Source organism: Bacillus sp. 2B09, assembly GCF_003946835.1.
GTDB lineage: Bacteria > Bacillota > Bacilli > Bacillales > Bacillaceae > Bacillus > Bacillus altitudinis.
On sequence record NZ_RPSG01000005.1, the window covers coordinates 307,409 to 330,978 of the forward strand.

The window sequence follows — 23,570 nt, forward strand, 5'->3', positions numbered from 1 at the left end:
CATCATGCAAAAACCGATTCGTGAGCAAAAAGCCGTACTTGTTATTTTATTAAGTAATATATTTATTGCGTTTTTAGGTATCGGTCTGATTATACCTGTCATGCCGCTCTTTATGAATGTCATGCATTTAACGGGCAGTACGATGGGATATCTTGTGGCGGCGTTTGCCGTTGCACAGCTTATCGCATCACCTATTGCGGGAAGATGGGTAGACCGATACGGAAGAAAGATCATGATTGTGTCTGGGCTGTTTCTATTCGCGTTATCAGAACTCGTTTTTGGCTTAGGAACACACGTATATGTTCTGTATTTTGCAAGGGTTCTTGGCGGCATTAGTGCAGCATTTATCATGCCGGCTGTCACCGCTTATGTCGCCGATATCACGACTGTTCAAGAAAGATCAAAGGCAATGGGGTATGTATCCGCTGCTATTAGTACCGGATTTATCATCGGCCCAGGAATTGGCGGATTTATTGCAGAATATGGCGTTCGCCTGCCGTTTTTCTTTGCAGCAGGGATTGCATTTATTGCTGTGATTTCATCTATGTTTATGCTGAAGGAACCATTAACAAAAGAAGAGCGAGAGAAACAAATGGATCATGTGAAAGAATCGACCTTCTTTAAAGACTTGAAAAAATCGATTCATCCAAGCTATCTCATCGCCTTCATCATTGTCTTTGTGCTGGCGTTTGGACTATCTGCATATGAAACGGTCTTTAGCTTGTTTACAAATCACAAGTTTGGATTTGGTCCGAAGGATATTGCGATTATCATTACCGTCAGTTCAATTGTAGCCGTCATCATCCAAGTCCTCGTGTTTGGTAAAATGGTGAATGCGCTTGGGGAGAAACGAGTTATTCAACTATGCTTGATTGTTGGAGCAGTTCTCGCTTTTGTTTCCACAGTCGTGTCAGGCTTTATGGTTGTGCTGATCGTGACGTGTGTGATTTTCCTTGCGTTCGATTTATTGCGCCCTGCCCTCACGACCTTCTTATCAAAAATCGCTGGCAATCAGCAAGGATTTGTCGCAGGGATGAACTCTACCTACACAAGCCTTGGTACGATTTTTGGCCCGGCACTTGGCGGCATTTTATTCGATCAAAATATTCATTTCCCATTCCTGTTTGCAGGTGTTGTCTTATTTCTTGGATTGGGCTTAACCCTTATTTGGAAGGGGAAGGCGACGGTTGAATCTGATTAGATGAGGGGCTCTAACTAGGGCTCTTTTTTTTGTTCCTTTTGGATAGATGATTGAAAAATAATCACAAGGTCCCTGTTGATAAGGTGTTATACATGTTAATCTAATACATGTTTTACCAAAATGCAGGAGGAGGATGTTCAATGCAAATTAAAGAAATTTTTTATATTCGGTGTATCTCGTGTTTGAGTGTTGTGTTCATTCATGCAATAGCCATTTTATCTAGCCCCCATTCATCATCTATTCTTGTAGCACTACTCATGTTCAGTACCCCGAGTTTTATTTTCATTTCTGAGTTTTTATTGGCTCATGCTTATCCGAATGGTACCCCTAAAGGATTTATGTGGAAGAGGGTGAAAGCCATCTTTTTCCCATTTGCTTTTATTGGGATTGTCGATGGTTTTTTGCATTCGGCATCGTTAAATGGAGGGGCAGTTGACTTTTTTAAAAGAGCTTCAGCAAATGTCTTATTGGGAAATTATATTGGTTATTTTGTTCTGATTATTTTTCAATTTTACTTTTTGCACATGTTTTTTCACAAAATGGCTAAGCGTACCTCAGCCAAATGGGTATTGCCGATCTCCTTTATCATCACAGTTGGTTATTTAAGTGTCATGAACCTCGTCAAAATCCCACAACCTCAATTACCTAATCCAATGTTCGGCTTAGAATGGATTCCATTTCCAGGGTGGTTGTTCTATTTTTGTTTAGCCTATTATTGTGGAGCGAATTATCAGCAGTTTATCACAAGACTTCATCGTTTTAAGTATGCCGTGTATGGACTTGTTTTGATTTCAGCAGCGACCCTTCTAAGCAATTCATATGTAGGTTTTTTCGAGTCTTCTTCTAAGAGACCAGACATTGTTCTTTATACAGTCAGTATTGTCTTCTTATGTTTTCTCTTGTTTTCTAAAGTGAAAAGCGTTCCACCTTTCGTAGCTGTCATTAGTCAATATTCATTCACCATCTATTTGCTTCACGGGTATTTTCTAGGTATTTCTGTGTTACTATGGGGACAATTAAAAGATTATCCATTCTTTGTAGGGACAATCATCATATCAGCACTTGCAATTGCAGGACCTATCCTATTGTCACGGATAGCAAATCATTATAAATATGGCTATATGTTTGTCGGTAAAATCAACAGAACGAGGCGAAAAACAGTCGCTTCATAAACGTTTTAAAGGGGATCTTAAGAAGATGCCCTTTTTTTGTTGCCTAAAAGTACAATGCTTCTTGCCCGAAAGTACAATTTCAATCGACCATCTCATTGCTTAGAATAAAGAGGTCAAGTTCACGAAGTTGAAGAAAAAGGAGTAAGTGAATGGCAAAATTTTTATATCATTTAGGAAAAAGTGCATTTTCTAAGCCGAAACGGATGATTATCGGTTGGTTACTTGTTTTAGTTGCTGTTGTGGCGGCAACAATAGGGACAGGTGTTTCATTTAATGGCGATATGTCGATTCCAGGAACAAAATCAGAAAAGGCAATGGATCTCTTGCAGAGAAAGTTCCCAGCAGGTGATGATGGCGGGACGATTCGTCTGATCTTTAAAGCACCTAAGGGTGAAACATTAGAAACAAAAAAAGTAAGAAACAAATTGAACGAAACGATCAAAGAAGTCAAAAAGGATAAAGCAGTCAAGCAAGTGACGGATTTATATCAGACATTTGCTATTAGTAAGGATAAGAAAATAGGGTATGCGGATATTACATACCGGGTAAAGGCGGATGAGGTAAAAACATCCTCAAAAGAGAAAGTATTAGATAGTATTAAGATTTCAAGAAAAGCTGGCATCCAAACAGAATTAGGCGGCTCCGTCACATTCTCAGAAATTGAGGTAGGCGGGATTTCGGAAGTCATAGGTATTGTCATGGCCTTCTTTATTTTAGCCTTTACCTTCGCTTCACTATTGATTGCAGGACTACCGATCTTGACGGCTGTCATTGGGTTAATAATCGGCGTGATGGTCATATTAATTACCTCAAATTTTGTTGAGATGTCTGCATTTAGTCTTACATTAGCTGTGATGATTGGACTTGCAGTAGGAATTGATTATGCATTATTTATCATTTCTCGTTATCGACAGTTATTAGCAGAGGGTTACGAATTGAAAGAAGCAGCTGCTAGAGCTGTTGCTACAGCAGGCAGCGCTGTATTGTTTGCAGGTGTTACCGTCGTAATTGCACTATGCGGACTTGTTTTAGTCGGTATACCATTTTTAGGCGTTATGGGTCTTGTAGCTGCATTCATGGTACTATCAGTTATGCTTGTGTCTCTCACAATTGTTCCTGCCATACTAGGGATTCTTGGTGATAAAGTCAGCCCTTCAAGAAAGAATAAATGGTTCTCTAAATTACAATCTCAACAAAAAGAAGAAGCCACAGCTTGGGGAAGGTTTATCAAGAAGTATCCAGGTAAGATCATCCTAGGTGTCATTGTATTGACTGGTCTACTCAGTTGGCCAGCACTTCATATGGAGTTGGGTCTTCCTGATAACGGCATGAAGGGGAAGGAAACAACTGAACGTAAGGGCTATGACCTGTTAGCAGAAGGGTTTGGTAAAGGGTTTAATGGGCCACTGGTTGTTATCATTGATGCCTCCCATGCAAATAACGCAATGAAATCTATTGAGAAAACAACAACAGTACTAGAGAAGATGGATGGCATCAAACAAATGGCACCGCCTGTTCCTAATCCATCGGGTAAGTACGCCATGCTGACCATTTTACCGAAAAGTGGTCCAGAAGATAAGGCGACAAAGCAATTAGTCAAAGATATACGAAATGAATCTAGTCAGACTGCTGCAAAGTATGATACGAAATTACTTGTTACTGGGTCTACGGCAGTTAATATAGATATTTCAGATAGACTCAGTGAAGCGTTACCGAAATTTGCAGGAGTCATTATTGGATTTGCTTTGATTTTAATGATTCTTGTTTTTAGGTCATTCCTTGTTCCATTAAAAGCGGTTTTAGGATTCCTTATGACATTGACCGCCACACTAGGTTTTTCAGTCTTTGTTTTACAGGATGGACACCTTGCGCCATTGTTAGGAATACCAGCAAATGGCCCATTGTTAAACTTTATGCCTGTACTAGTGACAGGAATATTATTTGGTCTTGCAATGGATTATGAGGTCTTTTTAGTCAGTCGAATGAGAGAAGATTTCCTTCTATCAGGTGATGCGAAAAAGTCCGTTGTATCAGGTTTGAAGCATAGTGGAAGAGTAGTGACTGCCGCAGGCTTAATCATGATCCTCGTCTTTGCTAGTTTTATCTTTGCAGATGACTTGATTATCAAAACAATGGGGTTAACGTTGGCATTCGGCGTTCTGTTTGATGCATTTGTCATAAGAATGACTTTTATCCCAGCATGTATGATGCTAATCGGACGAGCTGCTTGGTACTTACCTAAATGGTTCGAAAGCTGGCTTCCACGTATAGACATTGAAGGTGAGTCTATTTCTCAGAAGGATGAGAAAGAAGAGAAGGTGATTTAGTCACTGATAGTCTTACATGGTATGATTGATGATACCGCCATTACCTCGATAAAGGGTGGGCGGTATTTTTTGAGTGAATATGAGGCTCGGATGGTGATATTTATGGCGAAACGACGGGTAGACCCTTTTAATGAAATGATCTATTCGCGAATTCCAACCTTATTATGGGTCATTCTTGTTTATATTGCAGCAATGATATTTCAGTTTATAACCACCCCATTAGCACTTTCTGGCCTGTTTTTTTCTGCACTTATTGCTATACATCTGATTCTGCATTGGTGGTCATTTTACTGGTTTCAGCAGAATCCATGGGTATATTTTCTGATTCAAGGAATAGTGATTCTACTTTGTGTTTCAGTCATGCAGGCGGCTTCCCCTGTGATCTTAATTGGTCTGTTACCGGTACTAATAGCGCAAAGTATTGGGGTATATTATCATACATTGAAGGTGATTTTGACAGGGCTTAGTTTTTATGTTCTTTTTTTTCTTGCCCTTATTTTGGTCAATGATACAGATGATTTGACCGTATACATTCCTATTTTGTTTTTGATTCTGATTGTAGTCATCGCATACTCCATTTTATTTTTTAGACAAGTCAAAGCTAGAATTCGTACACAAACATTTTTAAAGGAACTTGAATTGGCACATCAACAAGTGGAAGAGCTGACACTTGCAAATGAGCGTCAAAGAATGGCGAGAGATTTACATGATACCCTTGCACAAGGGCTGGCAGGTATTATTATGCAGCTAGAAGCGGTCCATGCCCATTTAGAGAATCAGAATGTTGAGCGTGCTCAAAGCATTATTAAAGGTTCAATGAGCCATGCGCGGACGACATTAGGTGAGGCGAGATTGGTCATTGACGACCTTCGAACATACAGCCAGGATCAATATGACTTAGCTGATTCTGTGAAAGATGAAGTGAATCGGTTTATGACGGCGACGAATATTCCAGTTCATACAAAAGTGGCTGTCTCTTATCAAGTGTCCCCTTTCCTCATCGAACATACTGTATACATTGTCAGTGAATGTTTGACGAATATTGCCAAGCATGCCAAAGCAAGTAAGGTCGAATTGATGATGAAGCAACAAGATGATCACATCTCCTTGCAAATCACAGACAATGGAGTGGGTTTTGATGAGAAAAAACAAGAATCCACTTCCGGGCATTACGGTCTAATTGGTATGTCAGAACGTGCCCGACTGCTTGATGCACAGCTACACTTGAAAAGCGAAAAAAATGAAGGTACACAAGTGACGGTAACCATACCTTTGAAAAAGGAGTAAAAACAATGTCTTATCAAATTGTGATTGTCGATGATCATTTTGTTGTTAGAGAAGGATTAAAATTAATTCTTGAGACAGATCAACGATTTGATGTTGTTGGTGAAGCAGAAGATGGAGCAAAGGGTTTAGATATCTTGAAAGAGAAGGCTCCAGACCTTGTATTACTTGACCTCAACATGCCTAACATGAGTGGGCTTGAGATGTTAAAAGAGATGCAGTCTCTTCAATTAAAAGTACCGGTCCTGATTCTCACTACCTATAACGAAGAGAAATTAATGATTGAAGGGCTGCAACTTGGAGCAAAGGGCTATCTTTTAAAGGATGCCAGCAGAGAAAATTTATTTTATACAATTGAAGCAGCTATCAGAGGGGATATTCTTCTTCAAGCAAACGTCGCTGCTAAAGTATTTGAATCAACAGAGCATCAAGTGACTCCGACCCATTTGAAAAAAGAAATAAACATGCTGACTGAAAAAGAGATGCTTGTCTTGCAAGCAGTGGCTAGAGGATATCGAAGTAAGGAAATTGCATTTGATATGGGGATTTCCGAGAGAACTGTCAAAGCTCATTTAACAAATATTTATCAAAAGCTGGAGGTCACTTCAAGAGCGGAGGCAATTAAAGCAGCAGTGGAATTAGGGGTGATTCATTTTTAGAGAGAATGAGTTAGCAGCAGCCTTAAAAAAAGAGACCTTTCAAATAAGGTCTCTTTTTTTAAGGCTGCGGCTTCAGGTGATTCAGTGCCTGCGCCAGTTTTTGATTTTGTTGCTTTTTGTAAAATAGAAAGGCGATGATATGGCCTACTAATGTGAGAAAGGCTATACCGATAAAATAAGGCATGATCCATTCGAGCAGTGTAGTCGAATATAAAGCGACGGCTCCTACTTGAAACCCTAAATTGACGACAGTGGAGATGAGAATGTTGGTGGGTGCTGGAAAGGTAAAGTAGTTCCATAGTAAAGGATACATGACCCCAAAGACGATGCCTGCCAGAGTACCGATGCCAATGATGTGCCACACGTAATGAAAAGGGATAGAGGATGACCATTGAGTGATTGACAGGATGAGTGTCAGCCATACGATAGAGACAAAAGCTGTTTGCATAAATTGATGTTTTAGTTCCTTGATCATTTGAATCGCTCCTTTATATATTTGGCGTAATGACGACTGACGGTGTAGCTGTTTTTCGAGATGGTTTCGACCTCTAAGCGAGCGTACGTACCAGCGACAAAGCTGTCGACTTGCGCTAAATTGAGAATGACTGCATTGTTGATACGATAGAAATGTTCACGCTCTAGCGACTTCAGATCCTTCAGCCGTTTACTGAGAAAATATGTCGTACCCTGAGTCGTGATCACCTTTGACAGATGTCCAAGCGCAGAGATCGCTTCAATTTGTTCTAATGGTAAAAGAGACTGCCGATCATTTTTTGGATCTTTGACCGTTAGAGATGTACTAGTCTCCATCATTGATGTCATCTTTTGTAAACGTTCTTGATTATGTGGATGGCTGATGACGTCTACTTCCGTCACATCCTTTTCTTGATTCCAGATCAAACGAAATTTCATCCATAAACCTCCTCTCACAATGAGCATAGCAATAGATGAAAGCGAATGCGATGGAATGTTGCTTTGATGCAGAAGAATTCTTTTTGTTGCAAAGATTCACCGCGTGTCTGCGGCTTTCCTTTATAATGAAAAGATACTCGTTCGTGAATGGAGGAATGATGTTGTATCTTGTAGATCAACAAAGGACAGGAGCGGTAAAAGAGGAAATTCGGCGGATTGATCCTGCCTATCCAGTGTTCGTAGATGCGATACTCGATGGGGTGATACAAGGAGATTTATATGTGGATCACCGAGATCACCCGTGTGTCTATTTTGCAGGGACGACAACCGGCATTTATTATGTCGCAGGCAGGACAGAAGCCGCACTCTCATTATGTTCAACGTTCATTGTGGATGTTTATAAAAAGCAGAAAAGAGAGAACAGACGGTTCACTTTGTTTTCAGCAAATCCAGCATCAGATGAGATGATGAAAAAATGCTTCGGTTCCCATCTGAATGAAATGCAAAGACATGCGTATTCTTATGACTTGACCTCTCCTGATCTGATTGTGCCTAATCAAGACGAAATGATCAAACGCACGAATGAACAAGTCATTGCCGCAAGCAAAGTATTCCCATCCAGCTATTATGAAGCATATTGGGGAGGAGTAGATCACTTTTTATCTAATGGCGTCGGAGTTGCCATCTTAAATGGTGAAGACGTGGTCAGTGAATGTATCTCTATTTTTTCAAGTGAAAAACGTGTGGAAATTGATATTTGGACAGATGAAGCCTGCCGTGGAAGAGGGTTGGCTTTGTTAGCAGCTCAGCAAATGATCAGCATCTGTGTTGAAAAAGGGAGGACACCGCATTGGGATTGCGATGTCCATCACGCAACCTCGGCCAAATTGGCAGAGAAGCTAGGTTTTCAGTGGACAAAGACGTATCGCTTATTTTATGCCTCACGCTGAAAAGGTTTTGAGATACCAAGCATCCATGGCAGAATGCTCTGAGCCTTCAATCGGTGCAGGAAGAAGAGAAAAGTCATACCGTTGATAAAGACCAGTAGCGGCTGTTAATTCACTGCGGGTTTCTAAATAACAAGCATCGTAGTATGTAGCAGCATATTGGAGGGCCGTATCCATCAGTTTCTTGCCCGCACCTTTGCCTTGTGCTTTTGGGCTTAAATAAAGCTTTTGCAGCTCACAAATGCCATCTGTGAAAGGGGCAATGCCAACGCCACCAACAATTTCACCATGTTCTTCGGCAATCCAATAGGCTGCATGAGTCAATGATTGATAGTATTCGAAAAGCTGATCAAGGTGTGGGTCTGTGTAGGCTGTACCTTCAATCGCAAGATTCGCTGATTCTAATGACTGGCGGATAATGGCCGCGATAAAAGGATTGTCCTGCTTTTGAATCGGTCTAATATTCATTGGAAAAACCTCCGTTGTCATAGGATAAAAAAGAAAAGGAGTTGATGCGATATGTTCTGGCTGCAAACCGCTATTTTTACTGTCATTGTGCTCTGTCTCTCGTGGTGGGCGGGAAAAAGACGTAGGCATCGCCATGCCAGGCTGATTGTCCCGATATGTATCACTATGTTTGGATTGCTCTTATTGATCGGCAGTTTCTTCATTGGCAGATGGGAAGGGATGGCGCTCAGCATATCAAGCGTCTCTATCGTTCTCTCTTCTATCATTTGTTTGATCATCGTTACAGGGCTTCATTTGTTAAAAAAAGATGACCCTTCGTAGGCTGGGACATCTTTATGATTTGATTCTATCGTATTCCTCACGAAGGATGCCCATCATGATGACATCCGAATAAGCACCGTTGAAATAGAGCGCTTGACGTCTTTTTCCTTCATATTGAAATCCGGCTTTCTCATAGCTTCGAAAGGCTCGTGGGTTATGGGAAAAAACTTCAAGCTCAAGCCGATTGAGTTCTAACGTCTCAAAGGCAAATGTTTGAACCATCCGAACAGCCTCAGTGCCATATCCTTTGTGAAAATGCTCTGGACCATGTAGCGCAATGCGGAAACTTGCCGTATGGTTTATCGGATCAATATCCACAATCGCCGCATCCCCAATCATTTCTTTCGTGTCTAGCAGACAAATAGCAAAGTCTCGTCTACTGTCATCCTGCAGAAAACGGGTATAGGCTGAACGAATTTCTTCTAGTGTGAACGTTTTGCGTGTGCCAGTCATATAAAGTGTTTCTGCATGCTGGCATCCTCTATGAATACCAGGATAATCTTTTTCTTCAATCGGTCTCAAGAATAATCGAGTCATGATGGATCAGCCTCCTCTATATATCGGGAGATTTCAATTAAGTTCATATCAGGATCACGGATATAAATGGATTCAATCGGACCTAATGCACCAGAACGTCTGACCGGACCTTCTTCAATTGGAACAACCTGCTTTCGAAGATGAAGCAATAAACTGTCTATATCTAAATCGGTGATAAAACACAAGTCAGCAGATCCAGGCTTGGGATGAGCAGCTTTTGGTTCAAATTCATGACCCGCTTCATGAAGGTTGATCTTTTGTAAGCCAAAACGAAGGGCTTTACGGCCTTCTCCAAAAGTTTCTTCCTTCATTCCTAATACGTTTGTATAAAAGCGAATGGTTTCCTCCATATGTTGAACAGTCAACACGATATGATCAAGTCGTCGTATCATCAGTCTCTCCTCCAAGTATGATCATTGTTTGAACTGTTTCTATTATATCATCCCTTGAAGAAGATACCTTATTTGATCACGGTTTTATAACTCCAGCTTTCTAGGGACATGTTTTCTCCGTGCAGTACTCTCTCATCAAACTCCGTCCACCCATTTTTTCGATAGAAATGACGATTGGCCTCGTTGTGTGTAATCAGTGTGAACAGTCCGCCACCTTGCCGGGCGATAAAGGGGAAAAGACATTGCTTTAACATACGGCTTCCAAGTTTTTTTCCTTGTTGGTCTTTTGCAACGACAAGAGCTTCTAAATACCAGTAAGGTTTCTTTAAGGAGGAACACGCTTTTTTTGCCTCCTTTAACATACGGAACACATGCTGAATCGCCGATATGCCACCAGTAAAGAGTAGCTTTAACCCACCAGATAACACATAATCCATGAGTCCTGGTTCAGGAAGACGGGGATGTTTTAACAGGGCGGCAGACACAATTTTCTCGTTCTCAACCCCGACCAAACAGATTTGATGCTGAAAATATACCTTTGTATTGATCAAATGCAACTGACGGGCGAAAGCAGAACGATTGGTCACCTTTTCGCATAATAAATCAAAAAATGAATAGTTCTGAAATGAATCATCTAACAACGCTGCCACTTGAGGCAGTTCATCCTCTCTAGCAAGTCTGAATTGAAACATATGATGGTCCTCCTTTTTTTGAACAGATATAGATTATTGAACATGTGTCCATTATAATAAGAGGAAAATAAACCGAACATCGGCAATGAATGATCTCTTGTTCATAAATAGACAGGTATAGCCAGATTGTTCAAAAATGGAGGGTGTTTGATGAAGGACAGACGAACAATCAAAACCAAAAAGGCGATACGGGAAAGCTTTCTTGAGCTTTTAAAGGAAAAAGATGTTCAACAAATTACAGTATCAGAGCTATCTAGAAGAGCGGATTTAGGAAGAGGGACCTTTTATTTGCACTACCAAGATGTATTTGATTTGCATGAACAGCTTGAGAAGGAACTATTTAATCAGCTTGGCGGACTATACGATGAATCGTTTCCAAGCCAGGACCCGCTTGATATGCTGTCCTTTTTAAACAAAACAACTGAGTATTTAAAAGAAAAACAATTCATGATGACGTTATTTGTCAAACCGAATAGCCCAACGACGAATCAATTTAAAGCGTTTTTTAAAGAAAAAATCATGAAAGAGTGGCAACTTGATCAGCGTCAGATTACGGAACGTGAACAGATTGAGGCTTCATTTGTTGTGTCTGGTGTTGTTGGTGTACTGGAGGAATGGATTCATGAAGGGATGACAGTCGAAGCGGGGCAGCTTGCGCACATCTTGTACAAGCTTCTTATGAAGGTAGAACAGGAATCGTAAGAAACGAATTGATCATATATCATTTTTCTATTCATTCTGTTAAAATGGGAATATACGTTCTTATTTGAGGCGGGGAGTGGTGAGATTGAAAAGGAAATTACTATTTTATGGGGCAATGAGCATTGATGGATATTTAGCAAGGGATGATCACCGTTTAGATTGGCTCATAGGCACAGAGGGCGAAGAGGATACGAGATATGAGGAATTTTATGCAACAGTCGATACGCTGATCATGGGACGGAACACATACGAACAGGTTCTCAAACTTTCACCTGATGAGTTTCCTTATGAAGACAAGACGTGTTATATCGTTTCTCACACTTTACAAGACAGTCATACAGGAACCCACATCGTTCGTGAAGATGTTCTCTCGTTTATCAAAAATTTAAAAAATGAAAAAGGCCAGCATATCTGGATAGTAGGAGGCGGGGAACTGCTTCAAGCATTATTAAAAGAAAAATTAGTCGATGAGCTGTATCTCCAAATCGCACCTGTCATGATTGGAAAAGGAATCCCTCTTTTCCCTCCAACTGAACAGGAATCTAGATTTTCATTACAACAAGTGAATCAATACAAGCAAATTGCTGAAATGAACTTTGTGTTAAAAGAAGATCACTGAATCACAGGGGTCTTTTTTTTAATCAAACAAACACGTTGACAAGAAAATATCCTAGTGTTAGGATAAATTTATCCTAGTTTTAGGATTTATTGAAAAAGGAGTAGTTGCCATGGTGCAGCAAGAACAGGAATTAGACTTAAGGCTTTTCCGAGTATGGATGAAAGCCTACCATGCCCTTTTTGCAAATATCCAAAAAGACATTGAACGTTATGATATCGGATTTGAAAACTTTCAAATTCTTGAATTACTGTATAGTAAGGGACCGCATCCCGTTCAAAAAATTAGTGAGATTCTATCCATTCCAAGTGGGAGCATCACCTATGTGGTCAACAAATTAGAAAAACAAGAATTAGTCAAAAGACAATGTGCACCTTCTGATAAACGTGTATTCCATGTATTACTGACAGATAAAGGGAAGCAGCTATTTGACGATATTTTTCCAAAACATACAGATGTCATTTCACAAAATCTGTCCTTTATCGAAACAGAGGAAAAAGAGCAGCTCATTGAATGGTTGAAAAAAATCGGTTTAGGTGCAAAACAACTTCACGAAAAGGGGAAACAAGATGACACGCAGCTTTGATACATTGGTACGTGAAAGACGATCAGCATCAAATTTTTTGCCAAATATCTCGATTTCGAGAGAAGAGCTTAATAGTATCTTTGAAGAAGTGAAGCTGGCACCTTCAGCCTTTAATTTACAGCATACGCAATATGTCGTCGTCCAATCAGAAGCGCTTAAAGAGCAAGTAAGAGATGCTGCATTTGGACAATATAAGGTGCATTCCGCTTCAGCAGCGATCATTGTGCTCGGCGATCCGAAAGCTTATGAGCAAGCAGGAAACATTTATGAAGGCCTAAAAATGCTCGGCATCTTAAATGCGCAACAATATGAGGAAATGGTCAGAGAGACGATGAGTTTTTATGTGCAGAGAGGATCAGACTTTCAGAAAGAAGAGGCGATTCGAAATGCTTCATTATCTGCCATGCTATTTATGCTTGCCGCCAAAAACAAGGGATGGGATACTTGCCCAATGATCGGCTTTGACCCCGAAGCAATGAAAAAGGTGTTAAACATCGAATCAGATTTGGTTCCTGTATTAATGATTACACTCGGAAAAGAAAAAGTAGAGAGCAGACAAGCGAGAGGCTACCGCAAGCCGGTCTCTGAATTTGTGACATATTTATAAGATAGGGGGTTCCATTCATGGAACTAGGAATTAGTACATTTGTAGAAACAACACCTGATTTTCAAACAGGAAAAACAGTCAGCCACGCACAGCGCATTCGTGAAGTAGTAGAAGAAATTATTTTAGCAGATCAAGTGGGTCTCGACGTTTTTGGTGTAGGAGAGCATCATCGTGAAGATTTCGCCGCATCAAATCCAGCAGTCGTATTAGCAGCTGCGGCAACGCAAACAAAGAATATTCGTCTGACAAGTGCCGTAACTGTTCTTTCATCGGCAGATCCTGTTCGTGTGTTTCAAGATTTTGCGACATTAGATGGCCTTTCTAACGGGCGTGCAGAGATCATGGCTGGCCGTGGATCATTTATTGAATCGTTCCCGCTTTTTGGCTATGACTTAGATGATTATGAAGAATTATTTGAAGAAAAACTAGATTTACTGTTGAAATTACAGCAGTCAGAGCGTGTGACGTGGAGCGGTAAGCATCGTCCTTCCATTCAGGATGTCGGCGTATACCCAAGACCTGTTCAAGATCCGCTTCCGATCTGGATTGGCAGTGGAGGAAACAGAGAATCTGTCGTACGTGCTGGATTATTAGGATTACCACTTGTCCTTGCCATTATTGGCGGCAGCCCTAGACAGTTCGCACCGCTAGTGCAGCTCTACAAGCAAGCTGCGATTCACGCTGGACATGACCCTGAGAAATTAACGGTGGCATCCCATTCACATGGATTTGTTGCGGAGGAAACAGAATTGGCAGCAGATCAATTCTTCCCTTCTACACAGCATGTCATGAATACATTAGCAAGAGAACGAGGCTGGGGACCTTATACCCGTTCTACATTCGATGCAGCAAGAACATTAGAAGGTGCATTGTATGTAGGAGATCCAGATGCCGTGGCAGAGAAAGTGATTCATCTGCGAAAAAATGTAGGCATTACGCGCTTCATGCTGCACGTACCGGTCGGTTCGATGCCGCATGATCAAGTGCTGAAAGCTATTGAGTTATTTGGAAAAGAAGTGGCTCCTAAAGTAAGAGAAGAGGTTGCCCGCTGGGAAGCCGAACAAGCATAACAAAAAAGTCGATCAAGGGAATAGGCTTGATCGACTTTTTCTTATGCTTAAGGATCAATAACACATGGTTTCACTGTAGGGCATGAAGCAGCAGAAGCAAATGGTGTGGCCGTCAAGGTGAAGAGGAAAACAAGTTGAAAACAGATAAGCCATTTTTTCATGAAATCACCTCCGTTATCAATTGTTTCACTAGAAACGAGATGAGGATAAAAGCATAGAAGTATGTAACACCCTCTATCCAGTATAAGACAATCATATCATAATTTTCAAAAAAATGAAAAAATAACTTACGAAAGTTCTAAATTATGGTATGGTTAATATGTTCAACAAAAAAAGGGAGGGATTTTTGTATGAAAAAGGTCATAACTTCTGTTTTGGTTGGAGCAATTGTTTTAACGGGTGCGGGTGTCACCGCTGTCCCGGTAGAAGCGAAGGGGAAAGTAAACAGTGAAGTTACGGTACAAGCAAGTCGAACCGTCTCGGAAACGAGAACATATACGACGTCAAACATCCCATCAAGTATTACATATGCAAAGGATGGATGGGTCGGTATTCTCTATCAATCGTCAATTGAAGAGTTAGGTTTAGGAAAATATAGAGTTACCTTTACTGGAACGGTTGTACGCGATCCAGGATTTAATTAAATAAAATGTAAAGCTGACAGGTGGACAAGCCTGTCAGCTTTTTTTAATGGGGATAATAAAGAATCATTTGCAGCCGGACCATCTGTTCTCCTGATTGTTTATACTCATGGGCACGGTCAGCTTTAAACCGAATCGAGTCGCCAGCTTGTAATGTGTATTGCTCATCACCGATCGATAAATCAAGTGCTCCCTCAAACACGGTAATCAATTCCTCTGTACCGCCGATATGTTCTTCCGCACTTAACGACCCATGAGGATCAATTTCTACCTGATAGACTTCAAATTTTCTCAGGTCATCAAATGGGAACGTCGTATATACCCGATACCTTCCCTCGTCCTCTGTTAAAACTTGTCCTTCTTCTTTTCGCACAAACTTAATCTCAGGCTGCGGTGCGTAAATAAGTTCACTAAAAGACACCTTCAACCCATTGGCGATTTTCCACAGAGTGGTGATGGTCGGTGTGGATTCTCCTCTTTCGATTTGTCCGATCATCGTTTTACTCACATTTGTTACCTCAGCCATCTTTTCTAGGCTTAATTTCTTTTGCTCTCTTAGCAGTTTTACATTTCTAGCAATAATCGATTGTACATCCTCCATCAAAAAACTCCTTTCTGCATTTACTTTATAACGACTGAATAGTACAATAAAACGTAATATATACGCAATAAAGACTTTTAAGTCTAAATAACGTATGAAAAAGGAGGTAACAGTTTGATTGTTTCCATGTTGATTTATGCTTTTGTTACCAGCTTTACCCCTGGACCGAATAATATCATGGCGATGGTCTTTACGAATAAATATGGGGTCAAGCAAACATTTCGATTTTGTTTAGGTGTTGGGATCGGATTTTTGGTCATTTTGTGTTTGAGCGGTTTCTTCAATATGATTCTTTATCAAGTCATGCCGAAAATAGGCTGGGTCATGGCTTTCATCGGAGCCAGTTACATGATCTATTTGGCTGTCAAAATCATGAAAAGTAAAGGCGGAGATGACGAAACCCTAGACCGCTATAATCATTTTATCCCGGGGATGCTGCTGCAATTTATTAATCCGAAAGCCATCTTGTATGGATTAACCGTCATTTCCACTTTTGTTCTGCCGTATGGACAGTCCAATATGCAATACATGTTATTGACACTGATTCTTGCCATCATCGGTTTTTTAGGCACATTTAGCTGGAGTTTATTTGGCTCTGTATTCAAGCGGTTTTTAACTCTTTATCAGCGGCCGTTCCAGTTCGTCATGGGGCTTCTGCTTATCTATAGTGCGATTTCGATGATCTGGGGATATGTCATGGGATATGTCATGTAAGCGGTCAGGAGACTGGCCGCTGCCTGCCCATCACAACCGTATCATAATACATGCCGTCCGCCAGCCGTTTATCTTTTTTTAACAAGCCTTCAATCTCAAAGCCATAGTGTTCATATAAACGAATGGCTTTTTGATTGGTTTCCATTACTTGAAGTGACATCTTTTGAATGCCTTGCTGATCTGCCCAGTCAATCGATGCAGCTAAAAGTTCTTTCCCGATGTGATAGCCCCAAGCGGCCTTCTGTACGGCGACGCCAAACGTTACTTTGTGAGCAGAGCGCTTAAGAGAATGCCCTTCGCATCTTGAAAAACCGACAATGTCTCCTTCAATATCTGCAACTAAAAAGAGATGACGGCATTCCTTGGAATCCTCTTGAATCAACGCCTCGAACCCTTTCTCATCAATAAAAGCTTCACCCGGTTCACGATCTAAATATTCGGTTTCACCATCGATTTTCAGTCTGAGAGCTGATAACTGTTTGGCATCTGCTAATGCAGCAGAGCGAATACGATAAGTCAGACCACGTACAGTGAACATACTTTCAGAAATGATCATTGAACAGACCACCAACCTTTCATTCCATTATGTCTATCATACCTGAAACGCGCACACAGCACACTCAGATGTTTTGTCATGTGCAAAAAGGCTAAATAAACAGTATCAAACGTGGAGGTGGAACAAATGAGTGAACAAAATGGACATATGGATAAAGCGAAAGGAAAAACAAATCAAGTCAAAGGTCAAGTGAAAGAAAAACTTGGCGAAGCTACAGATCATGAAAACCTGAAAGCAGAAGGAAAGAAAGATCAAGTAAAAGGAAAGCTTCAAGATAAAAAAGGTGACGTGAAAAATAAGCTGAATCAGTAGTTTGCACATACTTACAGGTACTTGCCCCATGTATCCATCATCCCATTCCTTTCATCAATAAAATGAATAGGTGTGTGAAAAGAATTGATTATAAATTCTCGCTTCCGTCATGTAGACTTTAAATAGAAGACATGAACAAGGGAGATGGATGACTTGGAGCAAGTATGGGGGAAAGTTGACGAGTATATCAAAGACAAATTGATGGCTAAAGATGACGTATTGGAGCAAACTCTTATCAAGAATAAGCAAGCCGGATTACCAGAAATAGATGTGTCGCCGGCCCAAGGAAAACTGCTTTATTTGTTAGCAAAAACCAAGGGTGCAAAGCGCATTTTAGAAATCGGTACACTTGGCGGTTATAGTACCATTTGGCTTGCCCGTGCACTTGAAGCGGATGGAGAACTCATGACATTAGAGGCTGTCAGTCATCATGCAGAAACAGCACAGCAAAACATAGACAGAGCAGGCCTAGCAGAACGTGTCACCATTTTACAAGGAAAAGCGTTAGATACTTTATCTCAGTTAAAAGAGCAGGATGCGCTCCCGTTCGATTTGATTTTCATTGATGCAGACAAACCAAACAACCCGCAATATCTGAAGTGGGCGTTACACTTCTCAAAAAAGGGAACAGTCATTATTGCAGACAATGTGGTCAGAAATGGAGCAGTTCTTCATGCCTCTGATCAAGATGAGCGAGTGAAGGGAACGCGTGAATTCTTCGATTTACTCAAACAAGAGTCGAGAATTGAGGCAACCGCTATTCAAACTGTTGGCGAAAAAGGCTATGACGGCTTTGTATACGGTATCGTAAAATGAAAAAAGCTTAACCGCATCCGGTTAAGCTTTTTCTATTAGAAAAACCATCTAGCTGTGCCCATCAGCATGACGCCTACTAGAACGGTGAGGGACAAGCTTTTTGTCCAAACAGCGATTAACACAGTTGGAACCAAGACAGCAAGGTACATCCAGTGAATGGTGACGCCTGCTGTAGTATGTATGAATAGATGCTCTGCAATCAAAGCGGTAAATATACAAATGGGGATAAATGATAACCATTTGAGCACCACTTCTGGCATCTGTATACTCCTTACAAATAAAAATGGAACGACTCTTGGGATGATGGTCACAATCATACAGCCAAGAATGAGCCATAACATAAAACTGCTAATCATTTATCTGTCACCACCCCAATAGTGGCAACAAGCACAGTTGCCAACAAAACAGCCACGTGTGAAGGAACAAAATGAAGCAGCACAAACATCGCAACAAACATATATAAAACAAGTGATAAGCGATGGGTGAGCTTATTTTTTGGCACCGTCTGTAAAGAAAGAATGAGCAGCGCAGCAAACATCGCGGATAGGGCAAAATCAAGACCAAGCGCCTCTGGATTTGAAATCCAGTGTCCGAATATTCCGCCAAGTGTACACGCAGCAATCCAGCATAAATAAGCTGTAATGTTCAGTCCATGCATCCATCTGTTATTCAATTTTCCTTGCTGTGCTAATTTATTCATCGCTACGCCAAAGGATTCATCAGTAAGCAGAAGACCAAATCCGATGTTCTGCTTTACAGAGTAGCGTGTAAAATGGGGGGCAAGCGTAAGGCTGAGTAACAAATGCCGTAAATTGACAATGAACGTGGTGAAAATAATAGCGGAAAGAGGGCTTCCTGTCACAAGTAATGCACAGATGATAAACTGTGAAGCGCCAGCATAAATAAAGATAGATAACAGCGCGATTTCCCATATACTTAACTGCGAACTAATGCCAACAATTCCAAAGGCAAACCCAATGCTCATATAACCAAGCAAGGTTGGCACACAATCTTTTATTCCCTCAAGAAACGGTTCGTTTCCGGCAGTGGGAATGTGTTTCCTAGCTTCAACATCCAAATACCTCTACTCCTTTTCTATGTAAACATCAATTGTTTTACTTACTATAAGAAAACGAATTCATCATGTCAATCCTATTGAACTTCTATTATATGAAGAAACATGGCGATAAAAAGGATTGAAGTGAACCAGATTTTGTTATAAAGTAATCAGAAAATAAACACAATTGGGGTGACTGATATGCAATGGAAGCCTTTATTTGAACATGATGTACCAAATCACCTCCGTCCATAACGGAGAGTGATCTCCGTTTGTGGATATCGCAGTGAATATATCCAGTAACGGAGGGGAAAAAATGAATGGAAAATATATAGGAGCCCTCTACTTAGCGTTAGCTGCTAGTATTTGGGGCGGTATGTATGTAGTGGTCAAAGTAACAGTTGCGGTTGTCCCGCCACTTGAGCTCGTCTGGATGAGATATGCAGTAGCTGGAGTCGTTCTTGTGTTCACGATTTGGCGTTTGGGCTACTCTTTTCGGTTAGACAAAAAGGATATCCCGCTGATTGTGTCGATTGGATTGATTGGCAACTTTCTTTCGATCGTGACCCAAGAAATTGGCACAATGTATACGTCTGCACAAATGGGTGCCGTCATCACATCGGCCACACCTGCTTTTATGGTGCTTTTCGCTTTCTTTCTATTAAAAGAATCTTTCACAATGAGAAAGTGTGTCTCCATTCTGCTTGCTACAGTAGGTGTGCTGACGATGATTGGGCCTGTCGCTGTTCAAACGGATGAGTTTGTTGGTGGTCTTTCACTGGTTATTGCTGCATTAACATGGGCACTCATGTCTGTTCTTTTGAAACGAGTTCCAGGAAAGTATCCTCAAGTAGTGACGACAACATATGCGATCATTGTGGCCTTTATCGTATTAACACCACCTGTCTTGTTTCGTTTGCCTCATCTGGATGTGCATCAAATGGCAAGACCGGAAATATGGGGCGGCATTCTGTATCTAGGTATCATCTCAACGGCCCTTGCTTTCTTTTTGTGGAATAGAGGGCTTCAACTGATGGACGCTTCAAGCGGTGGTCTGTTTTTCTTCTTTCAACCAATCGTTGGTACGGTCCTTGGATGGCTGCTTCTAGGTGAAGAGATGGGCTTACGTTCGTTTGTTGGGATTTTGTGTATTTTCGCAGGTGTATATACTGTCCTGCGTCAGAGAGAGTAAGACGAGATTCCCCTTGAAGAAGGGGAATTTTCTTTACAATGAATAGATGAGAGATTCATAGAAGGTGGAGGTGAGCAGGATGATCCAGTATCCATTTTTGCAAAAAGGACAAACGATTGGGGTGACAGCACCGTCCTCAGGTGTACAACCCTCTTTGCATGAGATGTTTCAACTGTCTTGCGATCGGATGAAAAAAAGAGGCTATGAAGTCATATGTGGAGAGACAGTATGGCAGCAGGAAAAAGCGAAATCAGCCCCTGCAATCAAGCGAGCAAATGAGTTACAGTGGATGATGACTTGTCATGAGATTGACCACATCATCCCGCCATGGGGCGGACAGCTGCTTATTGAAGTGTTAGAGCATCTTGATTTCTCAGTGATGCAAAAAAAGTGGATTCTTGGTTACTCAGATACAAGTCTCCTTCTATTAGCTTTGACATTAAACACAGGCATTGCGACAGCGCATGGACCGAACCTGGTGGATCTTCAGGGGGAAGAGCTTGATCAGGTGACTTCTATGTGGGAACAAATACTTTCCACTCCAGAGAAAAAGGACGTTACTCAATTTTCTTCTGATATGTATCAAAAGGAATGGCAGTATGACCATCCAAGCATTCATGTCTTTCATTTAACCGAACCAACCGCATGGCGTACTGTTGATCACTTAGAGACGACGATGAAGGGAAGACTGATGGGTGGCTGTATTGATGTGATCCGGCACTTAGCTGGCACGCCTTTTGGAGATGTCAAAGCTTTTCAAGAAACATATCTAAAAGGTGAACCCATTCTATGGTATTTTGAAAACTGTGAATTAAATGCTGCGAGCATGAAGAGGTCTCTTGTTCAATTAAAACTAGCAGGCTGGTTTGATCATTGCTCTGGCATCATGTTTGGCAGGAGTGCAGTGGACACTCCTGTGGAAGGATATGAATATACAGATCTATATGAAGAATTGCATAAGGAATTACAAATACCGATTGTTTACGATATTGATTGTGGACACGTACCGCCGCAAATGACCCTCATTAACGGAGCATATGCGGAGGTGCAGTTGCAGCAAGAAGGTAAAGCCGTGCTGAAGCAGACATTTTTGCCATAAAAAAAGGAAAGGGCGACCCCTTTCCTTCATAAAAAAACATTACATTCCTTTTGTTTCTTCACCTGCTTTTGGAACTTCCCATGCAGACTCTCGGAATACTTTTTCCCATTTAGAAACGACAATACAGGCAACCGCATGTCCAGGAACATTCACGCCTGTTCGAGCCATATCCATAATCCGATCAACACCGGCGATAATAGCGACACCTTCTGCTGGCAGACCTACTGCATGAGCTGTTGCCAAAAGAACGACAAGTGAGCCAGACGGGACAGCTGCAATGCCTTTACTTGTTAAAACAAGGACAAGCATCATAAGGAGCTGCTGGGATAAACTCATATCGACACCAAACGCTTGTGCAAGAAACACACAGGAAACCGATAAATATAAACTTGAACCATCACAATTAAGAGAAAGACCTGACGGGATGACGAAGGAAACAATTCTTTTCGGACAGCCGTATTTCTCCATCCGTGACATGAGCTGTGGAAGAACAGTTTCTGTACTTGTAGTAGAAAAGGCCACTAAAAACAAATCCCAAATCATTTTCAACACTTCGAAGTAGTTAAAACGGAAGATCAGTGCGACAAGAGGGAACAAAACAAATAGAATAATAAACAATCCTAAGAAGACAGTGCCAACAAGTTTCATCATAGGAATGAGTAAAACAATGCCGTATTGTCCGACAGAAGCTGCCATTAATGCTAAAACTCCAATAGGAGCTGTCACCATGACCATTTGTGTGAGCTTAAACATAATTTGTGCTACTGATTCAAAGAAGGTAAGGACAGGAGCGGAAGCTTTCCCAATACCGCTTGCGGCTACACCGAATAAAATAGCGAAGAAAATCACTGCTAGTAAATCATTCTGAGCCATGACATCGATGATATTGGTTGGAATGATGTCTAAAACCATCTGTTTAAAATCGACGACCTTTTGAGTATAACCATCGAGTTCCCCAATATCTTTCTTAGCTAATTGAGAGAAATCGAGTCCAACGCCTGGCTTTAACACGTTGGCCAATAAAAGCCCGATTCCAAGAACGATGGTCGTAATGACTTCAAACCAAATGATTGTCTTTAATCCGAGACTACCCATTTTCTTCATTCCACCACTGCCAGCTGCGCCGATGACAATCGTAGAGAAAACAATAGGGACTACAATCATTTTAATCAATCGGATAAAGCCATCCCCAATGGGCCGCAGTGCCATTCCGAAATCAGGGAAGAAGTGGCCGATAAGAGCTCCTATCACCAAAGCGATCATGATTTGAAAAGCGACAAACTTTTTCATCATCTCCTACCTCCTTTAAATGCATGGAAAATATTAAGAATTTTCCAATAAATAAAAATTCTAGGTGACCATGTTTTGTCCTCCTTTGGATTTAGAAAGATTTTATTTAAGAATCATTAGAATTATGAAGAAAGAAACGAAAATAGGGCGATTGAAACTCTATTTATCTAACAAAAGAGCACTTCTTAAAAAACATTAAACTTTTTTAGAAAAATGTATTGACCCTTTTGTATGATCCATGGTATATTTTTATTCGTCGCTGATGACGCATCTGAAACACTGATGCTCAGACAGATACGACAAACAAACTTCAAAAAGATGTTGACTTAATAAAAACGATATGTTAAGATAATTAAGTCGCCTGATTAAGCGCCCGTAGCTCAATTGGATAGAGCGTTTGACTACGGATCAAAAGGTTAGGGGTTCGACTCCTCTCGGGCGCGCCAATAACATTTAACCACGCGGGTGTAGTTTAGTGGTAAAACCTCAGCCTTCCAAGCTGATGTCGTGAGTTCGATTCTCATCACCCGCTCCATTTTTAAAAAATGATCTTTGAAAACTAAACAAGACAAAACGTACCTGTTAATTCGAGTTTTTATAAAAAATCCTATGATACATCATAGGTAGTCAGTCAAACGCTGACGAAAAACAAAACTTCGGTTTTGTACTTTTTCGGAGAGTTTGATCCTGGCTCAGGACGAACGCTGGCGGCGTGCCTAATACATGCAAGTCGAGCGGACAGAAGGGAGCTTGCTCCCGGATGTTAGCGGCGGACGGGTGAGTAACACGTGGGTAACCT

The 23,570-nt window shown here is 41.0% G+C and carries 29 protein-coding genes, 2 tRNA genes and 1 rRNA gene; 21 read left to right on the top strand and 11 right to left on the bottom strand.

The window, feature by feature from the left end; all coding sequences use genetic code 11:
• Positions 1-4 precede the first annotated feature (4 nt).
• The 5 genes from EBQ12_RS12610 (at position 5) to EBQ12_RS12630 (ending at position 6,643) form a co-directional block, all read left to right on the top strand.
• The gene (locus EBQ12_RS12610; RefSeq protein ID WP_125590241.1) at positions 5-1,201 is read left to right on the top strand and encodes an MFS transporter; all 1,197 of its coding nucleotides are present in this window, start codon (positions 5-7) and stop codon (positions 1,199-1,201) included.
• A gap of 140 nt (positions 1,202-1,341) precedes the next feature.
• Positions 1,342-2,373, top strand: coding sequence for an acyltransferase family protein (locus EBQ12_RS12615; RefSeq protein ID WP_046527102.1), 1,032 nt, complete (start codon positions 1,342-1,344; stop codon positions 2,371-2,373).
• Positions 2,374-2,522: 149 nt separating this feature from the next.
• Positions 2,523-4,700 carry an MMPL family transporter gene (locus EBQ12_RS12620; protein ID WP_046527103.1) on the top strand — a complete coding sequence of 726 codons (2,178 nt, stop codon included), beginning with the start codon at positions 2,523-2,525 and terminating at the stop codon, positions 4,698-4,700.
• Between the two features lie 102 nt (positions 4,701-4,802).
• Positions 4,803-5,987: a sensor histidine kinase gene (locus tag EBQ12_RS12625; protein WP_241215642.1), complete on the top strand. Its 1,185-nt coding sequence runs from the start codon at positions 4,803-4,805 to the stop codon at positions 5,985-5,987.
• Between the two features lie 5 nt (positions 5,988-5,992).
• Positions 5,993-6,643, top strand: a complete 651-nt coding sequence (locus EBQ12_RS12630; protein ID WP_017358441.1) for a response regulator — start codon at positions 5,993-5,995, stop codon at positions 6,641-6,643.
• Positions 6,644-6,701: 58 nt separating this feature from the next.
• Here EBQ12_RS12630 and EBQ12_RS12635 read toward each other — a convergent pair whose 3' ends face one another.
• Entirely contained in the window at positions 6,702-7,118 is a 417-nt protein-coding gene (locus EBQ12_RS12635) for a hypothetical protein (protein WP_072368465.1), read from the bottom strand.
• Positions 7,115-7,555: a LytTR family DNA-binding domain-containing protein gene (locus EBQ12_RS12640; protein WP_057078396.1), complete on the bottom strand. Its 441-nt coding sequence runs from the start codon at positions 7,553-7,555 to the stop codon at positions 7,115-7,117. Before EBQ12_RS12640 ends, EBQ12_RS12635 begins: the two co-directional genes overlap by 4 nt.
• A gap of 161 nt (positions 7,556-7,716) precedes the next feature.
• Between EBQ12_RS12640 and EBQ12_RS12645 the strand changes: the two genes are divergently transcribed.
• Positions 7,717-8,505, top strand: a complete 789-nt coding sequence (locus EBQ12_RS12645; protein WP_125590243.1) for a GNAT family N-acetyltransferase — start codon at positions 7,717-7,719, stop codon at positions 8,503-8,505.
• On the opposite strand, the gene EBQ12_RS12650 is transcribed toward EBQ12_RS12645, so the two are convergent.
• Positions 8,497-8,970 carry a GNAT family N-acetyltransferase gene (locus EBQ12_RS12650; RefSeq protein WP_008346715.1) on the bottom strand — a complete coding sequence of 158 codons (474 nt, stop codon included), beginning with the start codon at positions 8,968-8,970 and terminating at the stop codon, positions 8,497-8,499. The genes EBQ12_RS12645 and EBQ12_RS12650 overlap by 9 nt on opposite strands.
• A 51-nt stretch (positions 8,971-9,021) precedes the next feature.
• Here EBQ12_RS12650 and EBQ12_RS12655 point away from each other — a divergent pair, with 51 nt between their 5' ends.
• The gene (locus EBQ12_RS12655; RefSeq protein ID WP_017366688.1) at positions 9,022-9,291 is read left to right on the top strand and encodes a YesK-like family protein; all 270 of its coding nucleotides are present in this window, start codon (positions 9,022-9,024) and stop codon (positions 9,289-9,291) included.
• A gap of 12 nt (positions 9,292-9,303) precedes the next feature.
• Here the strand turns inward: EBQ12_RS12655 and EBQ12_RS12660 are convergent, their stop codons facing one another.
• The 3 genes from EBQ12_RS12660 to EBQ12_RS12670 all read right to left on the bottom strand — a co-directional run bounded on the left by EBQ12_RS12660 (position 9,304) and on the right by EBQ12_RS12670 (position 10,912).
• Positions 9,304-9,828 (bottom strand): GNAT family N-acetyltransferase, encoded by a 525-nt coding sequence (locus EBQ12_RS12660; protein WP_008346711.1) that lies wholly within the window; start codon positions 9,826-9,828, stop codon positions 9,304-9,306.
• Entirely contained in the window at positions 9,825-10,220 is a 396-nt protein-coding gene (locus tag EBQ12_RS12665; protein WP_017358436.1) for a VOC family protein, read from the bottom strand. Before EBQ12_RS12665 ends, EBQ12_RS12660 begins: the two co-directional genes overlap by 4 nt.
• A 68-nt stretch (positions 10,221-10,288) precedes the next feature.
• Complete coding sequence (locus tag EBQ12_RS12670) at positions 10,289-10,912, bottom strand: GNAT family N-acetyltransferase (RefSeq protein WP_048001231.1); 624 nt, start codon at positions 10,910-10,912, stop codon at positions 10,289-10,291.
• A 150-nt stretch (positions 10,913-11,062) separates the two neighbouring features.
• On the opposite strand from EBQ12_RS12670, the gene EBQ12_RS12675 reads away from it, so the two are divergent.
• The 6 genes from EBQ12_RS12675 (at position 11,063) to EBQ12_RS12700 (ending at position 15,137) form a co-directional block, all read left to right on the top strand.
• Positions 11,063-11,614, top strand: coding sequence for a TetR/AcrR family transcriptional regulator (locus EBQ12_RS12675; RefSeq protein ID WP_035704289.1), 552 nt, complete (start codon positions 11,063-11,065; stop codon positions 11,612-11,614).
• A gap of 115 nt (positions 11,615-11,729) precedes the next feature.
• Positions 11,730-12,233 carry a dihydrofolate reductase family protein gene (locus EBQ12_RS12680; protein ID WP_430384051.1) on the top strand — a complete coding sequence of 168 codons (504 nt, stop codon included), beginning with the start codon at positions 11,730-11,732 and terminating at the stop codon, positions 12,231-12,233.
• Positions 12,234-12,342: 109 nt separating this feature from the next.
• Entirely contained in the window at positions 12,343-12,816 is a 474-nt protein-coding gene (locus EBQ12_RS12685) for a MarR family winged helix-turn-helix transcriptional regulator (protein WP_017358433.1), read from the top strand.
• The gene (locus EBQ12_RS12690; RefSeq protein WP_008346699.1) at positions 12,800-13,423 is read left to right on the top strand and encodes a nitroreductase family protein; all 624 of its coding nucleotides are present in this window, start codon (positions 12,800-12,802) and stop codon (positions 13,421-13,423) included. Before EBQ12_RS12685 ends, EBQ12_RS12690 begins: the two co-directional genes overlap by 17 nt.
• A 17-nt stretch (positions 13,424-13,440) precedes the next feature.
• Positions 13,441-14,493: an LLM class flavin-dependent oxidoreductase gene (locus tag EBQ12_RS12695; RefSeq protein WP_024719164.1), complete on the top strand. Its 1,053-nt coding sequence runs from the start codon at positions 13,441-13,443 to the stop codon at positions 14,491-14,493.
• Positions 14,494-14,843: 350 nt separating this feature from the next.
• Positions 14,844-15,137, top strand: coding sequence for a hypothetical protein (locus tag EBQ12_RS12700; protein WP_008346693.1), 294 nt, complete (start codon positions 14,844-14,846; stop codon positions 15,135-15,137).
• 43 nt (positions 15,138-15,180) lie between these two features.
• Here the strand turns inward: EBQ12_RS12700 and EBQ12_RS12705 are convergent, their stop codons facing one another.
• The gene (locus tag EBQ12_RS12705) at positions 15,181-15,735 is read right to left on the bottom strand and encodes a helix-turn-helix domain-containing protein (protein ID WP_017358429.1); all 555 of its coding nucleotides are present in this window, start codon (positions 15,733-15,735) and stop codon (positions 15,181-15,183) included.
• A gap of 114 nt (positions 15,736-15,849) precedes the next feature.
• Here EBQ12_RS12705 and EBQ12_RS12710 point away from each other — a divergent pair, with 114 nt between their 5' ends.
• Positions 15,850-16,449: a LysE family transporter gene (locus EBQ12_RS12710; RefSeq protein WP_017358428.1), complete on the top strand. Its 600-nt coding sequence runs from the start codon at positions 15,850-15,852 to the stop codon at positions 16,447-16,449.
• 4 nt (positions 16,450-16,453) lie between these two features.
• Here the strand turns inward: EBQ12_RS12710 and EBQ12_RS12715 are convergent, their stop codons facing one another.
• The gene (locus EBQ12_RS12715; protein WP_125590248.1) at positions 16,454-17,005 is read right to left on the bottom strand and encodes a GNAT family N-acetyltransferase; all 552 of its coding nucleotides are present in this window, start codon (positions 17,003-17,005) and stop codon (positions 16,454-16,456) included.
• 126 nt (positions 17,006-17,131) lie between these two features.
• On the opposite strand from EBQ12_RS12715, the gene EBQ12_RS12720 reads away from it, so the two are divergent.
• Positions 17,132-17,317 (top strand): CsbD family protein, encoded by a 186-nt coding sequence (locus EBQ12_RS12720; RefSeq protein WP_008346686.1) that lies wholly within the window; start codon positions 17,132-17,134, stop codon positions 17,315-17,317.
• Positions 17,318-17,470: 153 nt separating this feature from the next.
• A complete protein-coding gene (locus EBQ12_RS12725; protein ID WP_017358426.1) occupies positions 17,471-18,133 on the top strand; it encodes an O-methyltransferase in 663 nt (220 codons plus the stop codon).
• A gap of 35 nt (positions 18,134-18,168) precedes the next feature.
• Here the strand turns inward: EBQ12_RS12725 and EBQ12_RS12730 are convergent, their stop codons facing one another.
• Together EBQ12_RS12730 and EBQ12_RS12735 are read right to left on the bottom strand one after the other, a co-directional pair.
• Complete coding sequence (locus EBQ12_RS12730) at positions 18,169-18,489, bottom strand: AzlD domain-containing protein (protein ID WP_008346681.1); 321 nt, start codon at positions 18,487-18,489, stop codon at positions 18,169-18,171.
• Positions 18,486-19,211, bottom strand: a complete 726-nt coding sequence (locus EBQ12_RS12735; protein ID WP_007496390.1) for an AzlC family ABC transporter permease — start codon at positions 19,209-19,211, stop codon at positions 18,486-18,488. The genes EBQ12_RS12730 and EBQ12_RS12735 overlap by 4 nt, the downstream gene beginning before the upstream one ends.
• A 295-nt stretch (positions 19,212-19,506) precedes the next feature.
• Between EBQ12_RS12735 and EBQ12_RS12740 the strand changes: the two genes are divergently transcribed.
• Together EBQ12_RS12740 and EBQ12_RS12745 are read left to right on the top strand one after the other, a co-directional pair.
• Positions 19,507-20,382 (top strand): DMT family transporter, encoded by an 876-nt coding sequence (locus tag EBQ12_RS12740; protein ID WP_017358425.1) that lies wholly within the window; start codon positions 19,507-19,509, stop codon positions 20,380-20,382.
• A 79-nt stretch (positions 20,383-20,461) separates the two neighbouring features.
• Positions 20,462-21,481 carry a S66 family peptidase gene (locus EBQ12_RS12745; protein ID WP_125590250.1) on the top strand — a complete coding sequence of 340 codons (1,020 nt, stop codon included), beginning with the start codon at positions 20,462-20,464 and terminating at the stop codon, positions 21,479-21,481.
• A 39-nt stretch (positions 21,482-21,520) separates the two neighbouring features.
• Here EBQ12_RS12745 and gltP read toward each other — a convergent pair whose 3' ends face one another.
• Positions 21,521-22,771 carry a glutamate-aspartate/proton symporter GltP gene (gltP, locus tag EBQ12_RS12750; RefSeq protein ID WP_024719154.1) on the bottom strand — a complete coding sequence of 417 codons (1,251 nt, stop codon included), beginning with the start codon at positions 22,769-22,771 and terminating at the stop codon, positions 21,521-21,523.
• Positions 22,772-23,140: 369 nt separating this feature from the next.
• Here gltP and EBQ12_RS12755 point away from each other — a divergent pair.
• From EBQ12_RS12755 to EBQ12_RS12765, 3 genes are all read left to right on the top strand, one after another.
• Positions 23,141-23,217 (top strand) — tRNA-Arg (locus EBQ12_RS12755).
• A 15-nt stretch (positions 23,218-23,232) separates the two neighbouring features.
• Positions 23,233-23,306: transfer RNA gene (locus EBQ12_RS12760), tRNA-Gly, on the top strand.
• A 134-nt stretch (positions 23,307-23,440) separates the two neighbouring features.
• A 16S ribosomal RNA gene (locus EBQ12_RS12765) occupies positions 23,441-23,570 on the top strand; the annotation flags it as partial.